Genomic DNA, 16,461 nt, shown 5'->3' with positions numbered 1-16,461 from the left:
TATTTTCCATATAGTTTATGGGTGGCTTAATAAAATTAATTAAATTTAAAATATACAGTTAAATTAAAAAAAAGTTTTGAATTATTTTATACCTGCTATTTTATCCAGAAGATCGGTTCTTGTTACGATACCAAGCGGAAGATTATCGTTATCCACCACAATAAGCCTGCCTATTTTGTTTTTATTCATAACTTCAATGGCGTCTGCAATCATAAGGTCTTTTTCAACAGTTATGATATTTTTTGACATGAGTTCTGTGATTTTGAGGTTTTCTTTTCCCTCTGCAATTGCCTTTGATATATCACTTAAGGTTAAAATCCCCACTACTTCTTCATCTTCAATTATAGGGGCACCTTCTATTTTGTTTTCAGATAAAACTGTTGCAGCGTCTTTTACATTCATGGAAGGCTTCAATGTTATGAGGTTGTGGCTTGCAACTTCGATCACTGATTTTTTGGGGATACTCCTTATATTTGTGGTATCAAGGAGCAGAAGGTTATCCACGTCGTCTCTTCCCACCACCATGCCGTTTACTATGAGCTTGTTCACGGGTGTTGGGCCCACTTTTATCCTGTCTCCAAGGTCAAGTTGTTTAATGTTTCCCACCACTTTTATGGCGGCTTCACATTCTCCTGGATGAGGGATACTTGTAAATTCTATTTTGGCAACGCTTAAGTCTCCCACTCTTTTTCCTTTTTTGAATATGGGCACCAAAGCTTCTTTATCAATCGCGCTGATATTTAAAGTGTGATATGCTTCTATGGTCGGCTTGTAACCTCCACGGGGTCCGGGGACACCTTTAACAAGTCCTAAACTTCTAAGGGACTGCATCTGGTTCCGTATAGTCCCGGGGTTACGGCTCATAAGCTCGGCAATTTCTTCTCCTTTAATGGATTTGCCTTTTGATTTCCGGTAAAGGTTTATCAAGCTTTGCAATATTTCTTTTTGAACAGATGTAAGCATCAAACCACTCTTTTTTAATTTGTTATTATTTATAATTATAATTATAAATCTATCATGTTTATGTATATATAAGTCTTTTTATTTTTTTGGTAAAGTTAATACATATCTTTAAAAATTAGCCTTTTACTGAATTCCAGTTTGTAAAGTATTTTTACAAAAGGTTAAATGATAAAGAGACTGTAAAAAAGGTATAGAAATTCGTGTGCTCTTTATACAATCATGCATTATTCTAATGTAAGATTTTAAGTATATAAAGGTTTCTCTTTAATTTTTGGAATATTTAAAACCAGATTTAGAAATTAAAAACTAATAATTTATTTTTGTATTATTATAAAAATTCAGGAATATCTTTTAAATTGTCAGAATTTTTATCGTTATTGTCTGTGCGGATATATTTTTTTCCATTTACAGTAACTATACTTATATCTGATCCTTTTTTTAATCTATCGCCGTGTTTTAAAACTGTTATGAAAGTTTTTCCTTTCTCAAATTCTGAAATCACTTTAGTCCGCAGCCAGTTTTCTCGTATTCCAAAGGAACTACCTGTGAATTCACCGACTTTAACCCATTCAATGTGTTTGCCGATACTATCATATTTAACTCCAGTAATACCATAATCTGCCATATTATTCCTCTTTTAATTCAATAAAATATGTAATGGAGTTTAAAAAAATTAAAAAATAGATAAATTTAAATGAAAATTAAATTTTAAAAGCTCATGATCCGTAGTTTTAATGATAAGACGTGACATCTTAATAAAAAAAACGTTCACTATAATTGTAGTACAATTTGAAGCATTAATATAGATTAAGAGCATTAAAAATTAACTTAAAACCTAAATTAAGCTATTCTACTACATCTGCAAAAGCAAAGTTTCTTCTTACAGAATTGATTTTAATTTTAACTTCATCGCCTTTTTTAGCTCCATTTACAAAAACTATGAAACCTTCTATTTTAGCGATTCCGTCTCCATCTCTTCCCATATCTTCTATTTTAACATCGTATTCTTCGCCTTCGTTTATAGGAGAAGAATTTCCTCTATTATCTCTTCCGTAATTATTTTTAAACAATTTTTCACGTCCTTAATATAGCCTAAAAAGGCTTGAATAACTTTCTATTTTTGATACTATATAAAATGATGTATTTTAAAAAATAAAAGGAATAAATTAATCTAATCATTTTGCTTAAACAGTTTTGTTTTAGCTTTTTTCCATACTATTTGCATAATGAGCAGTTACTACTCTTTAAATATACGAGTAACACCTATAAATTGCATTTGGTAATGGCATTTTTTATCTAAATTATTTAATTGCGTTATCTCCAGAGTGTTTTCAGGTCAAAGGGCGTCCAGTCTACAAAATAGTCGGGGTTTGGTACTTTGAGCCAGATCTTTCTCTTTGAGACATCGGTCACTACCTGGTGGGTGGTCTGGTCGATGTCTATTTTGGTGGGCTTGGTACATCCCTTACCGAGGGTACCGTCTGCCTCGAAAAGTTGCAGGTCCATGAGTTCACATGTCTTTTCCACGTCAATACTGCCTTTATTTTCGTCCAACCTGCGGGTCATGTTGGATAAACGTTCCAGTGAGTGGCTTAGTGTGTCTCGCCTGTGAATTCCCCAGTCGGGGTTTAAAAATGAATTTACAGCCACCATAGAATTATTGTCTGAAAGTCGAACCCTGTTACCGCCCAAAGAGGAACATTCCATGGATGCTGCACTTGATTCATCTGCAAGATTCAAAATTAAGGATGCACTGCAGTTGGTACCGTTTAAACGTCTAATAAGCCCTTCTACTGATGCAGTATCTGAAATTATGTCACTTAGTATGCCTGTAATCGGCGGGCGATCCTTATAAATTACGATCCCTCCCATGCTGGTACCATCGTGGACGTCCAGGTAAACACCGTGTTCATTAAGTGCAGTAAGGGCACAGTATATTCCTGGCCATCCAATGCTTGCATAGCGGTAGCGACCGTCATCAGGATTGATTACAGTTAAAACCTGGGGGAACTCGTTGTACTGCATACTCCAATCCATATTTCGTCCGATATACATGTGCCCGTCCTTGGAGAAGTTTTTCCAGGCGAAAATGGATGTGCACCCTGAAAAAATATGTAAAGCAGCTTGATAAGCTCCAAATTCCATTAACTGATCTAGTATGCCTATTTTAACCTGTGACCATCCCGTACTTTTTTCTAAACCTTTATAAAACTCCCTGTTATGATTTGAAAATGTTGAAACTGCTCTTTCAGTCCACACCGTGGCATCTTCATCTGTAAGAACTCCTGATTTGAATGCAGGCTTCACCAGCACATCGTAGGCCTTTTGCATTGATTCTACCATCATGTTTCCGTACTGGGTACCCATTTCCCTGCTGGAACCGGAAAGAACAGGGACTAAAAACCCTTTGCATTCATACAATTTTCCATTACCTTCTTCAGCTATTAGATTTAGCTCTTCTTCTGGTTTAGCAGTCTTTATCATTATTCATCACCATCCCATCTGTAATTCAATTTAACTGCTTTTTTATTGGACATTTTTTCATCTCTTTTTCATTTTATTTTGTTTAAATATTCAAAATATCTTTTAGGGGGTATAACATTTTATATATGTGAATCCGGTCATTTTGAATAGTTTAAATAACTAAATTTGGATATATTATTCTTTATTTGAGTTATTATATTTTTTATTTAAAATATTACTTATTACATTTTTTAAAATATTTATAATTAGTTCCTTCACAGGCCCACAATCAAAAAATTTGACTTATTTTTCTGTAGATCGTGCTATAAGTTAATGAAATATAGATGGGCAGGTTTAAGTTTGCACCAATTATGTGGTGGTTTAATTCAGCCCATATTGAATTAATTACATTGAATTACTCTAATAAATCCCTTAAAATCTATGATTTTTAGGGGCAAGATTGGAAATTGCTGATTGAAAAACAATAGAATTTTATAAAAAATTCTTGGATGTAAAACTGATGAATGGGAAGTGCCACTTGATTAATGGCTTGTAACAACTGGGGAAGAAGATGAACCTGTATAAAATGGTGTAACAATATTAAGGGGGGGGGGGTAATGTGGTTAAAAATACGATCGTTTTTAATTTTCTGGATTAATACGCCCAAAAAATTGAAAATGATGGTGGAAAATGATGATTGAAAAACAGACAGTTCCCAATGCAGGTACCATGGCTGCATTTGAATACAGGGGGTAAAGTGTCAGTGATACTGGAACCTGTAGAATGGGATAAAATGTTTAACTTCTCAGCTTTTTTACTGTTTTTCAAGCTTTGCAGACTAAAAATAAAAAAATTAGTAGTTTGTAGGGTTCATGCGCTATTTTTTTCTGTACTTACAGGTGCTTCTTCACCTAATTTCCAGACACTGGATCTTAAAAGGACTATAGCAAATACTGCTAAAAGCGCTATGCCAAATATTCCTATTCCAAATGATAGTATGGGATCTTTGGATATTCCGAGGTAATAGTTAGCTGGGAGTTCTATTGCATCTGTGACTAAATGCAGCAGCACAGCTATCCAGACGCTTCCTGTCTTTAAAACAGCGTAGCTGAAAATAACGGCCAGCACGATGGTGAGAAGGATCATTAAGATATTTCCAAGAATTGGTTGTCCGGGATAATTGAATCCGAAGGCAATAAGTGGAGCATGCCATAATCCCCATATAATACCAAGTACTAATACTCCTTTATACCCGCCTAAAAGTGGAAATAACCTGTCCTGGAGATACACCCTCCATCCATATTCTTCCCCAAAGAAACTGGGCCATAATATGAATATATACAGTATTCCTGTAACTATAGAATAGATGAAATAGCTGACTGGGCTGAATTCTTTGGTAGGAACTCCCAATCCAGTATAATAATTAAGAACATAACTAAGGGTTAGCATCAAAAAAAGTATAACTGGTAGGATGATGTAGTACCTTAGATTTTTTCCAAAGGATAACTTTGAAGAAGTTAACCCGTCTCTCCATTTTTTCTTTAAGTTCAATATCACCAAGGTTAAAAACCCTAAAATACTGATAATCATGGCAAATATTGGCATATCTGCCAGAGAACCTGCTTGAATTGGGTGTGCATATGATTCAATGGTAAATACCATGGCATATATCAAGAAGAAGGTGAAAATAATTTTTGTTTCCCTTGTAAGTGCCTTTTGGAAGTAAAGCATGCACATGATGGCAGCTGCAGCAGGTATGAACATGTTGATGGCTATGGTAACAGTCCATAATACAGGAGGTACTGCTGATATAGGTCCTGAAATTGCATACATAACAAAATTAAGTATATAAGTAGCTGTAAAAGTAATGATCAAAAATGCAAATAATTCTTTTTTAAGCTGTCTTCTTTTTAAAGTGTCTGCAGTCATATTATCTCCTGTTTATTCATCAGTTATGGTAAATTTATAGTTTATGATCTTGGAATTTATTATTTTAATAAAAAGAATTTGATGTTTAATTATTTACATTAATATAATTATTTTTGAAAATTAAACGTCCATAATTCTATAATTTTTAGTTTATCCTCCATGTTATTTACTTCGCTAATTCCAACAGGGGCTAAAAGAAATTGAGGGTTATTTAATTTTAAAAAAGAAGTTCTGTAAATTTTAGGGACTACTTTTTTTTTAAAACACTAAAAATTTTTGTAGAGCTAAAAGATCCTTTTAAAGCAGCATTTACTTTCTTATTTAACAGTATATATATTAATTTGTCTTTAGGTTCTACTAAAATGACTTCAAAATCAACATTTCCTCATGCTTCTATAATGTTTTTTGTTTTTTTAAAGACCTGCTGAAATTTCGACCAGTATACAGTTAATCTGCTGTAATTTAAGCAAATTTTAACTTTTTTTTAAAAATAGAGACGTATTGTATGTCTTTAATTATTTTACTTTTTTTTAAATAGATAAATATTAAAGTATTCTTCATTAATGAGTTAAATAATTAATAACTGTGTAACTTAATAATTGAATAACTGAATAAGTTCTATTAGTTAAAAAGGGAGTATTTTATTTTTTGTTGTAATTTTTTAATTGTAAAATAAGTTGAAGATCAATTTTAATAGATAACAAGTTTGTGGAAGGGGATGAAAGGAGATGAAAAAGCAATTTTGATTACATCTCCTTAAGTGGAGCGATTAATTCCACTTAACTTATAATGTAAACGTTTTAGTATATAAACATTTCATTATAACTTATAAGTTGCACTCTTAATGCGGTTAGGGTGAAATTCAGTGGAGGGATGTATTTTCAAGTTTTTTGCCTTAAAATATAAAACTGTATTTATAATTAAATAATGGATAATTCATGCAGTTTGGCGGCTAAATTTTGATATTTTTTTTAAATGAATTTATTGGTGATAACAAAAATTTCATGATTTGACAATTTTCCTTTCAGGTGAGACAAATGTAGATTATGGCATCTAACCTTCTGACATATTCTGCATTACATTAAACGTAACTTAGTAAGTGTATAACTTATAAAGTGAATAACTGGTTAACTTAATCACTTTTATTATATTATTTACCTGATTTATTTAATTAATTAGAAGATCTCAACTTAGGATTAGGCCATAAATTTAAAAATCTGAAATTATACCTATTAAAATGTATTTGTAAGTCAAATTACATATTAAACATGTGCAAAATCTGATTAACTCTATTTTTTAAAATTGCTTGTTACAAAAAAAAACAATTTTTGTTTAATCATAGAAAATATTGTTTAAACGAGGTTTCAATCTATGTTTACAGAGTTAGTAACTTTTTTAGAAGGATTTATAATCACATATATTTTAGGGGCCATCTTTTTTGGAAGTGTCCTTCAAGAGATTATTGCTCCAATACCATCAACAGCTGTTATAATAGGTTCGAGCTTTTTTATAATGGAAAATATCCCCATTTCACTTCATGCATTCTAGATACTTTTACTTATTATAGCTATACATGCAGCGGCAGGGGTTACCATTGGATCTTTACTTATTTATGGAATTGTTTATTATATTGGCAAACCCTTTACTGACTGTTGGGGCAAATACCTTGGACTTTCTGGAAGGAAATAGAAAAAACAGAAGTATTTTTAAAATAATTTAATGGCATTATCAATTTTTACAGCGAGAGCTCTTCGACAGTGCCAAGTGTTGTTATCAGCGCATTTTGCGGTTTTATAAAGTATGATGTTAAAATGTATATCCTCATTACTTTCAGAGGGACATTAGTAAAATCATTTATTTTAGGAGTCATGGCATGGCAGTTTGGAAGTTTATACGGGATTATAAAATCTGAAATTGGTATATCTGAAGAAATAGTGATTATTGGAATATTGATAGCTGTAATATGTTTTATTATTTATAAAAAATATAAAAAATAAAATAATTGGTTTAATATAACTTTAAAGTGTAAACATGAATGAATTCTTGTTAGTCATATTATTCTCGTTACTGCCTGCCATAGGAACTTTTTCTGGCGGTATTGCTGCAGAATTTTTAAAAATAGACAGAAAAAATTTAAGTTTAGCTTTGCACGTAGCGGCAGGGATTATACTTGCTGTAATTAGTATAGAATTAATGCCTGAAATTTTAAAATCGAACACACCATGGATAACTATATTAGCATTTATTGTAGGTGGTATTTTTTTTATTACTATCGATCAACTGATTAACTTCGTACAGGGCAGATTAGGTAATCTAAATCACTCAACAACTGCTTGGGCAATCTTTTTTGGCGTTGCAATAGATTCATTTACTGATGGTCTTTTAATCGGTGCCGGGTCTTTAATAGATTTACAAATTGGTTTTTTAGTCGCATTAGGTGTAGTTTCTGCAGATATACCTGAAGGTTTTGCTACTATTGCTTCATTCAAAGAGAGGGGCATTAAAAAGAATTTAAGAATAATTTTAAACCTTTTTGCAAGTTTACCTGTTTTGTTAGGTGCATCTGCAGGGTATTTCCTTGTTAAAGGGCAGCCTCCTATTGTAGAATATATCATACTGGCTTTTGCTGCAGGTATTTTATTAACAGTAACTGCTGAAGAGATTATACCTGAATCTCACAGAAATGGGGAAGCAAGGCTTGCAGCATTAGCTTTTATTGGAGGTTTTGCTTTTTTTGCGTTTATTTCAAGCTATTTGAGAATTTAAAAAATATTTTGCTCTTAATCAGCTTACTTTATTTTTAGAGTATATCTTGTGAGCACTGCTTAACAGCACTGCTAAAATGTGTTATGTAATTAATAACTGCATAACTTATGAAGTGAGCAATTGAATAAGTTACTAATTCATTTAATCTTGCTGTATGCAAATATTCCTTTTAAAATGTTTTTATAAATAAAATTGAGTAAAAATAAAAAATACGACTATTTATTCTTTTAATGTCCAGTAGCACCTTTTAGGGGAATAAATAGTTTCATCTTTTTTTAGTTCTTTCATTATTTTGTCAACTTCTTTTTTATCGACGCCAGAAATCTGGCTGACTTTGGTGGCGTTTAATGGTTCTTCTGAGTCTTTAAAAGCTTTGATTACTTTTTCTTTATTATCCATGGTATCACCTTAGTTAGATTACCCTTTTAAACCATATATTTGTTGTGGAAATAGTTCAAAATATTTAATAAAAGTTTTAAAATAGTGCTCCACCAAATAGGGTGTTTAATTAGGATATACTCATTTTACGAAATATTTTAAATTGAATATTTCTGGGAGTAGTGTACATTTTAGATGGTGCCTTAGATTTAAGATACAAGAATTTATTTTTTATCAATTATCCTTATTTGTTAAAATTAATTTAACATTGGCTTAGGGACACTCAGTATAGGAGTGTAAGCGAGTGTCCCTAAGTGGTAGGTGTTTGTTTTTTTAGTGGTCTAACACCTTTGAGGGCGTATAGATACAAATTGGTAAAATACGCAATATCCATTATTAATTTTAAATTATTTAAAGTAGATGGTCTATTGTGTGATTTTAATCACATTAACAACAAAATAAAAACATTTAAGATTATATTCCATTACATATAATCATGAATCAAATTTAATTTACATATTATGCAGTATTAGTGATGTGAATTTATAAATAGAATGTTTATTATGTATATTTTATAAAATTTATGCTGTATACTCTTAGTTAAAAATTTAAATTTAAATTTAATTGTGAAAAGATATTTATTTATATTAAATCAAATTAAATAATAATTTAGATGGGGGAGGCTTATTATGGGTAAGGAAAAAGCTATTAAAATTTTACGAAAACATTTTAAAGCATTGTATGATTATGCGGGGATGGAATGGACTTCTGATGATGATGAAGATTTAGAACAATTAGTTGATGAACTTGGAGAAATTATCGAGGAGAAATCAGGTTTTCCTGAATCTAAAAATATTCTGTAGATACTATTTTGAAGTAAAAATTTCAATAAACTTTAACTATTAAACATGTAACATATTTGGAATGGGTAAATGCCCAAAGATATTGACTTTTTTAGATATCTTAAACAGTATTAAAAAATATTTATGTAATAATTTATTTAATAATATTATGAATGTTAAATGGGATACCCTGATAAAAATTGTTAAATTAGGAAGGCCAATGTTCCTGTTTGATGGATTTTTGCTTTTTATTATGGGTGCCCTGTTATCGGTTATTTTCAATGCTGAATTTAGTTTAACTAAATTTATAATGGGTTATTCAATTTTGCTTTTATGTCATCTTGCTGTTCACTACAGTAATGATTATTATGACTTTAAAACAGACAGCCTTTCAGGACCTAGTACTGTTTCTGCAGGTAGTGGTGTATTACTTGAAAACCCTGAATTAAAGCGATTTTCAAAGGGATTAGCTATTGCACTTAATTTGCTTTCAGTAGTTCTTGCAGCTGTTTTTATTGTTATTTTTTCATACCCTGTTGAATTTTTCTTACTGGCAGTATTTGGTAATTTTTTAGCATGGTTTTACACTGCACCTCCTTTAAAATTAGCTTACAACAGGCTTGGTGAAGTTTCAAATGCTCTTTATGGAATTTTACTGCCTTCTGCAGGATTTTTTACTTTAATGGGAACATTAACTATTCCTATGCTGATTTTCACTATACCTCTTGCTTTTTCAAGACTATTTTTAACTAACAGTGCCAATATTCCAGATATGGAAGGGGATAAACTGGGTGGTAAAATAACTCTGGTTGTAGCAAATGGCCGTAAATTTGGTTTTAAGTTTATTGGAATTTCTGCGTTTATGATGACACTATCTTTTGCTTTAATATCAGTTACGGGTCTTTATCCGCAGGTCCTAAATTTTAAAGTGATTACTTTTATTTCATTAATTCCCTTAAGTTTGGGGATATTGGAGCTGCTGAAGATGCCTTTAGATAGAGAATCAGCTACTAAATATGCTACATTCAATATTAAATCAATATTTTTAATTGGAATTTTAATTAACAGCTATTTCGTGTTTTTAATCTTATCGTAAAAATATGAATGGAGGAAATTAATATGGGCTGGTTAATAGATATAATATGGAAATTTGTGAGCTTTTGGCTTCTTTCAAAGTTTGGAATATTTGGACGTATTGTAATTGGAATAGCTATATTGAATAGGTTGGTTAAAAGTGCATTTATGATATTTAGAGTTTTAGGCTGGTTTATGGGATAAATGATTTTATTTGTGATTTAATTTGTATTTTGCATTTAGGGTGTAGTTTTGCATGTAGAATACAAGTTATTTACTTTTTTATGCATGTTTAGTTTATAAATGATTTTTTTTTACTTTAATTTGACTTTTATTCTGGTTTTTTGATAATATTTGGTGTTTTTTAAGGCATTTTGATTTTGACCACAACTCTTGCATGGTGCAAGTATATATGTAATGAGTGTTATATTTCCTAACACTTGCAGTATGCAACTATTGATATGTGCAAGGGTATTGAACTTGTAATTTTAACAAAATAGAAAAAGGTTAAAGAAAATCTTAATCAAAGATTAGGGGATAAAAAAATGATAGATGAAACTAAAAATGCAAATAGCAGGATTAACTTGATAACAGGAGATCCTAAGCGAGCCATAAGGAAATTATCTTTCCCCATGATGTTGATCATGATCCTTATAGTTAGTTACCAGATAGTTGACAGTATATGGGTAGCAGGACTTGGTGCTGATGCACTTGCTGCTTTGGGGTTTATTTCTCCAATATTTATGGTAATTGTAGGGCTTGCACAGGGCTTAGGGGCAGGTGCTACTTCCCTTATAGCCCGGTGTATAGGGGCAAACGATAAAGATAATGCAGATAATGCAGGTATGCATGCAATTTTAATAACTGCTGTACTTTCTGTGGTGCTTCCTGTTGTTTTGATTCTTCTTTTAAAGGATATACTACTTGCAATTGGTGCGGCAAGTGTGTTAACCCTTGCAACACAATACGGGCAAATTATATTTGCTGGGTCTTTTGCAATACTATTTAATTCAGTTGGGTCCAGTATTCTGCGTGCAGAAGGAGACATGAAGAGAGCTACCTATGCAATTGCAATAAGCAGTATACTAAACATGGTTATAGCTCCCATATTTATTTACACACTGAACATGGGAATTAGCGGGGCAGCAGTAGCTACTGTATTATCATCATCTGTAGCAGCAGTTGCCATATTTTACTGGATACTTATAAAAAGGGATACTTATCTAGCATTTAAATTTAAAGATTTCCATTTTGATGCAGGGATCATTAAAGGTATACTCGCAATAACGTTACCTGCAAGTGTAGAACAGTTTATAATGTCTGTGCTGACAGTAGGTATCAATGCAATGTTAGTTATTGCAGCTGGAACAACTGCAGTGGCTGTTTATACTGCTGGATGGAGAATCGTGTCCATGGGGATAATACCTGCACTTGGAATAGAAACTGCTGTATTAACCGTTGCCGGAGTTGCTTATGGTGCAAAGAACTATAAAAATTTAGAGATAAGCTGTCATTATGCCATAAAATTAGGGGTGATTATATCTCTGGTTTTGGCGGTAGTAACCTACATTTTCGCCCCAAATATCGCCTGGTTGTTTGCTTATTCTGCAAACAGTGGGGATATGATACCAATGATAGCAGAGTTCCTTAGAATTTTCTGTATATTCTTTATGGCAATTCCATTTGGGCTTGCATCCACCGCTGTGTTCCAGGCAGCGGGTAAAGGAACTACCTCACTGCTTTTAGTTGTTATAAGAGATTTGGTCTTATCACTAATTGCTGCATATGTCCTGGGAATTGTGCTTCATTTAGGTGCAGTCGGGATTTACTGGGGAATAGTAATTGGTGTTATTTTAGGGTCTGCTATCAGCTATCTATACTTTAGGCTCTTTTTAAGAGGGTTAAAGAAGGAAGAAATTGGGGAGGTAACTGTGAGAGAATTTAAAAAAGGAGAAAGGATAAATTAACTGAGTTTTTTCTCCTCTTTTTAAATACAAGAAAACATTAAAATTAAAAATAAGGTTACTTAAATATAAAAATCGGGAGAAAAATGAAAGAAAGAGGACATTTATCAAAGGAAGAAATTATGGATATGCCCTTAGGATCTTTAATAACCACTATCAGCAGGTCTCATATGGCTTTTTTATTTAGTGAAATAGAAAAGTTGGGGATTGGAGGGCAGTTTCAATTTTTAATGGGTTTAGCCCGTGAAGACGGCATAATTCAGGAGGAGTTAGCAAGTAGATTTCACATGAATGAAAGTACAATAGCCCGGGCATTGAGAAAATTGGAAGATGCAGGTATGGTCCAACGTAAAGTTGATGAAAACAACCGCAGAAGGAAGATAATTACAGTTACAGAAAAAGGAAGGGCTGCTGTAGATGCTATTTCAGAAATAGATAAGAAATGGGAAGAGAGAGTTCAATCTTTATCACTTGATGAAAAAAACAAATTAAAAGAAATGTTACAGGTTTTAGCTGTTGAATCCATGGAATTAATGTATGAATTCAAAAAAGGAAAGCGTTAACATTTTATATTTTTATTTAAGGATTATTTTTGTATTTTAATATTTATGTGAAGTTATTCAGTTAGTAACTGTATAACTTATTCAGTGAATAACTTACTCATCTTATTTTCTTGTATGGTGTTTTAGAGAGTAAGTAAAACAATTTAAAAAGTGTATATACGCAGGTAGCAAAGATGAGTGACCTTTTATAGAATCCTTAGCTGGATCTAGAATGTTGCCATAGAATAGTAATCCCTAGCGGGAGATTAGGCTTTTAGAGAAATAGAAGTGATTAGTTCCTTAGGAGAGCTTTGCAGTATTTCAACCCTGACAAGAAGGACGGTAGTTCTATTGGAGGTGCCATAGATGAATCCAATAAAAGGCACCAATCAAATGAATTCAATAAAAGAGACCACAAATGAATTCTATTGATTGTAACAGCAAATAATAATACTATCTTTTAACTATAAAAGATTAGATTAAATTATGAAGAAATGTAGATATCCTTTAATGAAGATGGGGATAAAAATGGCTTTACATGATTATATTGACTATGATATTGATGAAGAGAAGCAAAAGAATAAGAAAAATGCAGAGAAACTATTAAAAGATTTTTCTGATGTTGAGGGTTTGAAAGAAGTTCTTGATGATGTTCTTTCTTTGATGGATTCTGAAGTTTATGATGAGTTATATGGAGCTGGTCATAAGAATCCTGAAGAAATGACTTCGTATATTGATACTGTGGATGATCTTATGAGATTAAAGCAAGTTAAATTGGCTTCTGAAATTCTTAAGGATCCTCCTCTTTATGTTGCATCTTTAACAGGTGTGATCATTATAACTCATTTTCAAGCATTATTTGCATTAATTGGGGGTATACATTATGCACATGCTCAAAAAAAATTAAACCGTAACTCCACTGTAAAAGAGCATGCTATTTTAGAACGTTTAATATCACTTTTAGATGATTTTGACAAACCAGTAAATTTCAAAGTACCAGATGAAGAATTCTATAATAAGCTTAAAGACGTTAAATGGGATAAACAGGGCAAAAAACTCTTTGGAAAAATAGATAGAATACGTGGAAATATTGCAACTGTAAGGTGGGGTTCAACTTCAAGCACTTTTGGCACCACTGAAAATTTTGCTTTAACTTTCCTTGCTGCTTGTAACGTTGTACATCAAAATAGAAATAAAATGTTGAAAGAAGATGTGGTGAAGGCTTATAAAACTTATTTGAAATTGTTGAATATTGATACTAGTAAGTTAATGTGACCGCAAATTAAATTCTTTTTTAATGGCTTCTTTTTTATGAAATCAAATCAAACGAGTTCTTTTAACGATATCAATTAATAAATCTATAAAGAAACCACAAACGGGGACAAGAGAGTAAGATTAATAGTATATCTGCCCTATTCGTTAAATACCCCGCCACCTCCCAGGAAAAGACTCCGTCTAAGGACTGGATATTTGCAAAATAAAACCCTGCAAAAATTTTTAATTTTTGCGGCACCAAAATTCGAAGAATTTTAGAAAATACGTGGTATTTTCTAACCTTTGGAAATCTGTCAAATCTTTGATTTGACGCCACAAAAATCAAAGATTTTTGTAGGCTTTGATTTCCAATGCTCAAACGCTCCACGTTTGACAGTCCCAAAAATCAGAGATTTTTGAGGATTTTGAGAGAATTTTGCGATTATTACTCTATCAAAATCCGCCTTGGATAAGGAGCTACACCCCAGAATGCCCATTTTAAAAAAAAATCAATAAAGTATAATTCAATGGAACTCATATATTTAATACGAAACTTTTAACTTGTTTTATAAATTATCATCCAATTATTGATTAAGGATTTGGAGCGAAAATTATGGGCAAAACAAAGAAATTACGTCAACGTGCGGAGGAAGAGCTGCGGAAGGCTGAGGAAAAGGGCAATATTCCAGTAAATATTTCTGAGTTAGTGCATGAACTCCAAGTTCATCAAATAGAACTTCAAATGCAAAATGAAGAACTAAGGAAATCTCAGGAAGAAACTTCAAATCTTTATAATCAATATCATGAACTTTACGATTATGCTCCTGTAGGTTATTTTTCACTGGATAAAGATGGTAATATAAAAAATATCAATATTAAAGGAGCTGAATTGCTTAAATTAGAAAAAAAGAGGATAATTGGGAGGGGTTTTGTCAGATTTATTCAAAATGAATCTAGAAACGATTATTTTAATTTGCTTACCACTGCAATCAATACTGGTAAAACTCAGAGTTTAGAACTCCAGTTAAAAGGAAATAAAAATTTTTTTTATGGGTATATGGAAATTATGCCAATATACAACAAGTTTAATGAAAAGTATCGCATAACTGTAACAGATATCACTAAACGTAAAAAAGCTGAAGAGGAATTGAAACTAGCACATGAAAATCTTGAAAAACAAGTTTCAGAAAGAACAGTTGAACTTAAAAATGCTGTAAAAGAATTAAAAGAGTCTAATGATGAATTACAACAATTTGCTTATGTGTCTTCTCATGACTTGCAAGAGCCTCTTAGAACTGTAGCCAGCTTCACTCAATTATTAGAAAGGCGTTATAAAGGTAAATTAGATAGTGACGCTGATGAATTCATAGAGTATATTGTAGATGCTACAATCCGAATGAAGCAACAAATTCAGGATTTACTTGAATTTTCACGCGTTACAACTAATAAAGAAAAATTTAAACTTATAGATCTCAATGAAATACTAAATCAAACTATGGAATACCTCCATGATTCAATTAAAAAGTCTAAAACTGAAATAACACATGATAAACTTCCAATTGTCGTGGGAAATGGGGGACAGTTGCAAAGAGTATTTCAAAACCTTATTTCAAATGCTATCAAATTCAGAAAATGTGAAGAACCACTTAAAATCAGTATATCGGCATATAAAGATGAAAATGCGAATGAATATGTTTTTAGTATAAAAGATAATGGTATTGGGATAGAAGAACAATATTTTGAACGTATATTTACAATATTTCAGCAATTACATACAAGAGAAGAATATCATGGAACCGGAATTGGACTGTCAATAGTTAAAAGGATTATTGAACGCCATAATGGCCGAATTTGGGTTGAATCAGAATTTGGAGAAGGCTCTACTTTTTACTTCACGATACCTATTAAAGAATAGAATTTTTTTAGCTATGAGATTAAATTTGTTTAGAAAGGTAATGACTATTTTTTAAAGCATATTGAGGCCTATTTCAGTACAGTAAATTGAATTGATTGTATGAAAAATGGCAGTACTATAGCCCCTTGTAAGAATTTTGGAATTAATTTCAGGTGCAAACAAGTATCTGGAATGGGTTCAAGTATAATTATTTTGAAATTAAACAGCAGGTGCCAAACAAGTACTGCGGAAAAGTTCAGTGTATTTAATTTTAAATTGTTTTTTAATGTTTAGGAGAGTGAATTTTGGAATAAATGCACTTAAATCAATAAAAAACTATTAAATCTATGGTTGGTTGAAATAGGATAAATAAAAAGTTAAAATAAGGGAAC

At 31.7% G+C, this 16,461-nt stretch carries 16 protein-coding genes; 10 read left to right on the top strand and 6 right to left on the bottom strand.

The annotated features are described in order from the left end of the window. Positions 1-81: 81 nt before the first annotated feature. The 5 genes from AAGU07_RS03865 to AAGU07_RS03845 form a co-directional block, all read right to left on the bottom strand. Positions 82-963, bottom strand: coding sequence for a CBS domain-containing protein (locus tag AAGU07_RS03865; RefSeq protein ID WP_342457888.1), 882 nt, complete (start codon positions 961-963; stop codon positions 82-84). Positions 964-1,291: 328 nt separating this feature from the next. Then, on the bottom strand, positions 1,292-1,588 hold the full coding sequence (locus AAGU07_RS03860; protein WP_342457887.1) for a DUF3892 domain-containing protein: 297 nt from the start codon (positions 1,586-1,588) through the stop codon (positions 1,292-1,294). 220 nt (positions 1,589-1,808) lie between these two features. Further along, on the bottom strand, positions 1,809-2,033 hold the full coding sequence (locus tag AAGU07_RS03855; protein ID WP_342457886.1) for a TRAM domain-containing protein: 225 nt from the start codon (positions 2,031-2,033) through the stop codon (positions 1,809-1,811). A 244-nt stretch (positions 2,034-2,277) separates the two neighbouring features. Continuing rightward, entirely contained in the window at positions 2,278-3,447 is a 1,170-nt protein-coding gene (locus tag AAGU07_RS03850) for a C45 family peptidase (RefSeq protein WP_342457885.1), read from the bottom strand. Between the two features lie 849 nt (positions 3,448-4,296). Continuing rightward, complete coding sequence (locus tag AAGU07_RS03845; protein WP_342457884.1) at positions 4,297-5,355, bottom strand: type II CAAX endopeptidase family protein; 1,059 nt, start codon at positions 5,353-5,355, stop codon at positions 4,297-4,299. Positions 5,356-6,726: 1,371 nt separating this feature from the next. Here AAGU07_RS03845 and AAGU07_RS03840 point away from each other — a divergent pair. The 3 genes from AAGU07_RS03840 to AAGU07_RS03830 all read left to right on the top strand — a co-directional run bounded on the left by AAGU07_RS03840 (position 6,727) and on the right by AAGU07_RS03830 (position 8,121). Then, a complete protein-coding gene (locus AAGU07_RS03840) occupies positions 6,727-6,903 on the top strand; it encodes a hypothetical protein (RefSeq protein WP_342457883.1) in 177 nt (58 codons plus the stop codon). A 209-nt stretch (positions 6,904-7,112) separates the two neighbouring features. Continuing rightward, the gene (locus AAGU07_RS03835) at positions 7,113-7,352 is read left to right on the top strand and encodes a hypothetical protein (protein WP_342457882.1); all 240 of its coding nucleotides are present in this window, start codon (positions 7,113-7,115) and stop codon (positions 7,350-7,352) included. Positions 7,353-7,386: 34 nt separating this feature from the next. Further along, a complete protein-coding gene (locus tag AAGU07_RS03830) occupies positions 7,387-8,121 on the top strand; it encodes a ZIP family metal transporter (protein ID WP_342457881.1) in 735 nt (244 codons plus the stop codon). Between the two features lie 219 nt (positions 8,122-8,340). Here the strand turns inward: AAGU07_RS03830 and AAGU07_RS03825 are convergent, their stop codons facing one another. Then, positions 8,341-8,520 (bottom strand): MarR family transcriptional regulator, encoded by a 180-nt coding sequence (locus AAGU07_RS03825; RefSeq protein WP_342457880.1) that lies wholly within the window; start codon positions 8,518-8,520, stop codon positions 8,341-8,343. 668 nt (positions 8,521-9,188) lie between these two features. On the opposite strand from AAGU07_RS03825, the gene AAGU07_RS03820 reads away from it, so the two are divergent. From AAGU07_RS03820 to AAGU07_RS03790, 7 genes are all read left to right on the top strand, one after another. Continuing rightward, the gene (locus tag AAGU07_RS03820; RefSeq protein WP_176720264.1) at positions 9,189-9,362 is read left to right on the top strand and encodes a hypothetical protein; all 174 of its coding nucleotides are present in this window, start codon (positions 9,189-9,191) and stop codon (positions 9,360-9,362) included. Positions 9,363-9,510: 148 nt separating this feature from the next. Then, positions 9,511-10,437 (top strand): prenyltransferase, encoded by a 927-nt coding sequence (locus tag AAGU07_RS03815; RefSeq protein WP_342457879.1) that lies wholly within the window; start codon positions 9,511-9,513, stop codon positions 10,435-10,437. A 23-nt stretch (positions 10,438-10,460) separates the two neighbouring features. Further along, a complete protein-coding gene (locus tag AAGU07_RS03810; protein ID WP_342457878.1) occupies positions 10,461-10,619 on the top strand; it encodes a hypothetical protein in 159 nt (52 codons plus the stop codon). Positions 10,620-10,960: 341 nt separating this feature from the next. Further along, entirely contained in the window at positions 10,961-12,382 is a 1,422-nt protein-coding gene (locus AAGU07_RS03805; protein ID WP_342457877.1) for an MATE family efflux transporter, read from the top strand. A gap of 83 nt (positions 12,383-12,465) precedes the next feature. Further along, entirely contained in the window at positions 12,466-12,942 is a 477-nt protein-coding gene (locus AAGU07_RS03800; RefSeq protein WP_342457876.1) for a MarR family transcriptional regulator, read from the top strand. Positions 12,943-13,449: 507 nt separating this feature from the next. Next, the gene (locus AAGU07_RS03795) at positions 13,450-14,196 is read left to right on the top strand and encodes a hypothetical protein (RefSeq protein ID WP_342457875.1); all 747 of its coding nucleotides are present in this window, start codon (positions 13,450-13,452) and stop codon (positions 14,194-14,196) included. A gap of 592 nt (positions 14,197-14,788) precedes the next feature. Continuing rightward, the gene (locus tag AAGU07_RS03790) at positions 14,789-16,090 is read left to right on the top strand and encodes an ATP-binding protein (RefSeq protein WP_342457874.1); all 1,302 of its coding nucleotides are present in this window, start codon (positions 14,789-14,791) and stop codon (positions 16,088-16,090) included. Positions 16,091-16,461 lie beyond the last annotated feature (371 nt).

The organism is Methanobacterium sp., assembly GCF_038562635.1.
Lineage (GTDB): Archaea > Methanobacteriota > Methanobacteria > Methanobacteriales > Methanobacteriaceae > Methanobacterium_D.
The sequence above is the reverse complement of the archived record's forward strand: the minus strand, read 5'-3'. Positions and strand labels throughout refer to the sequence as shown.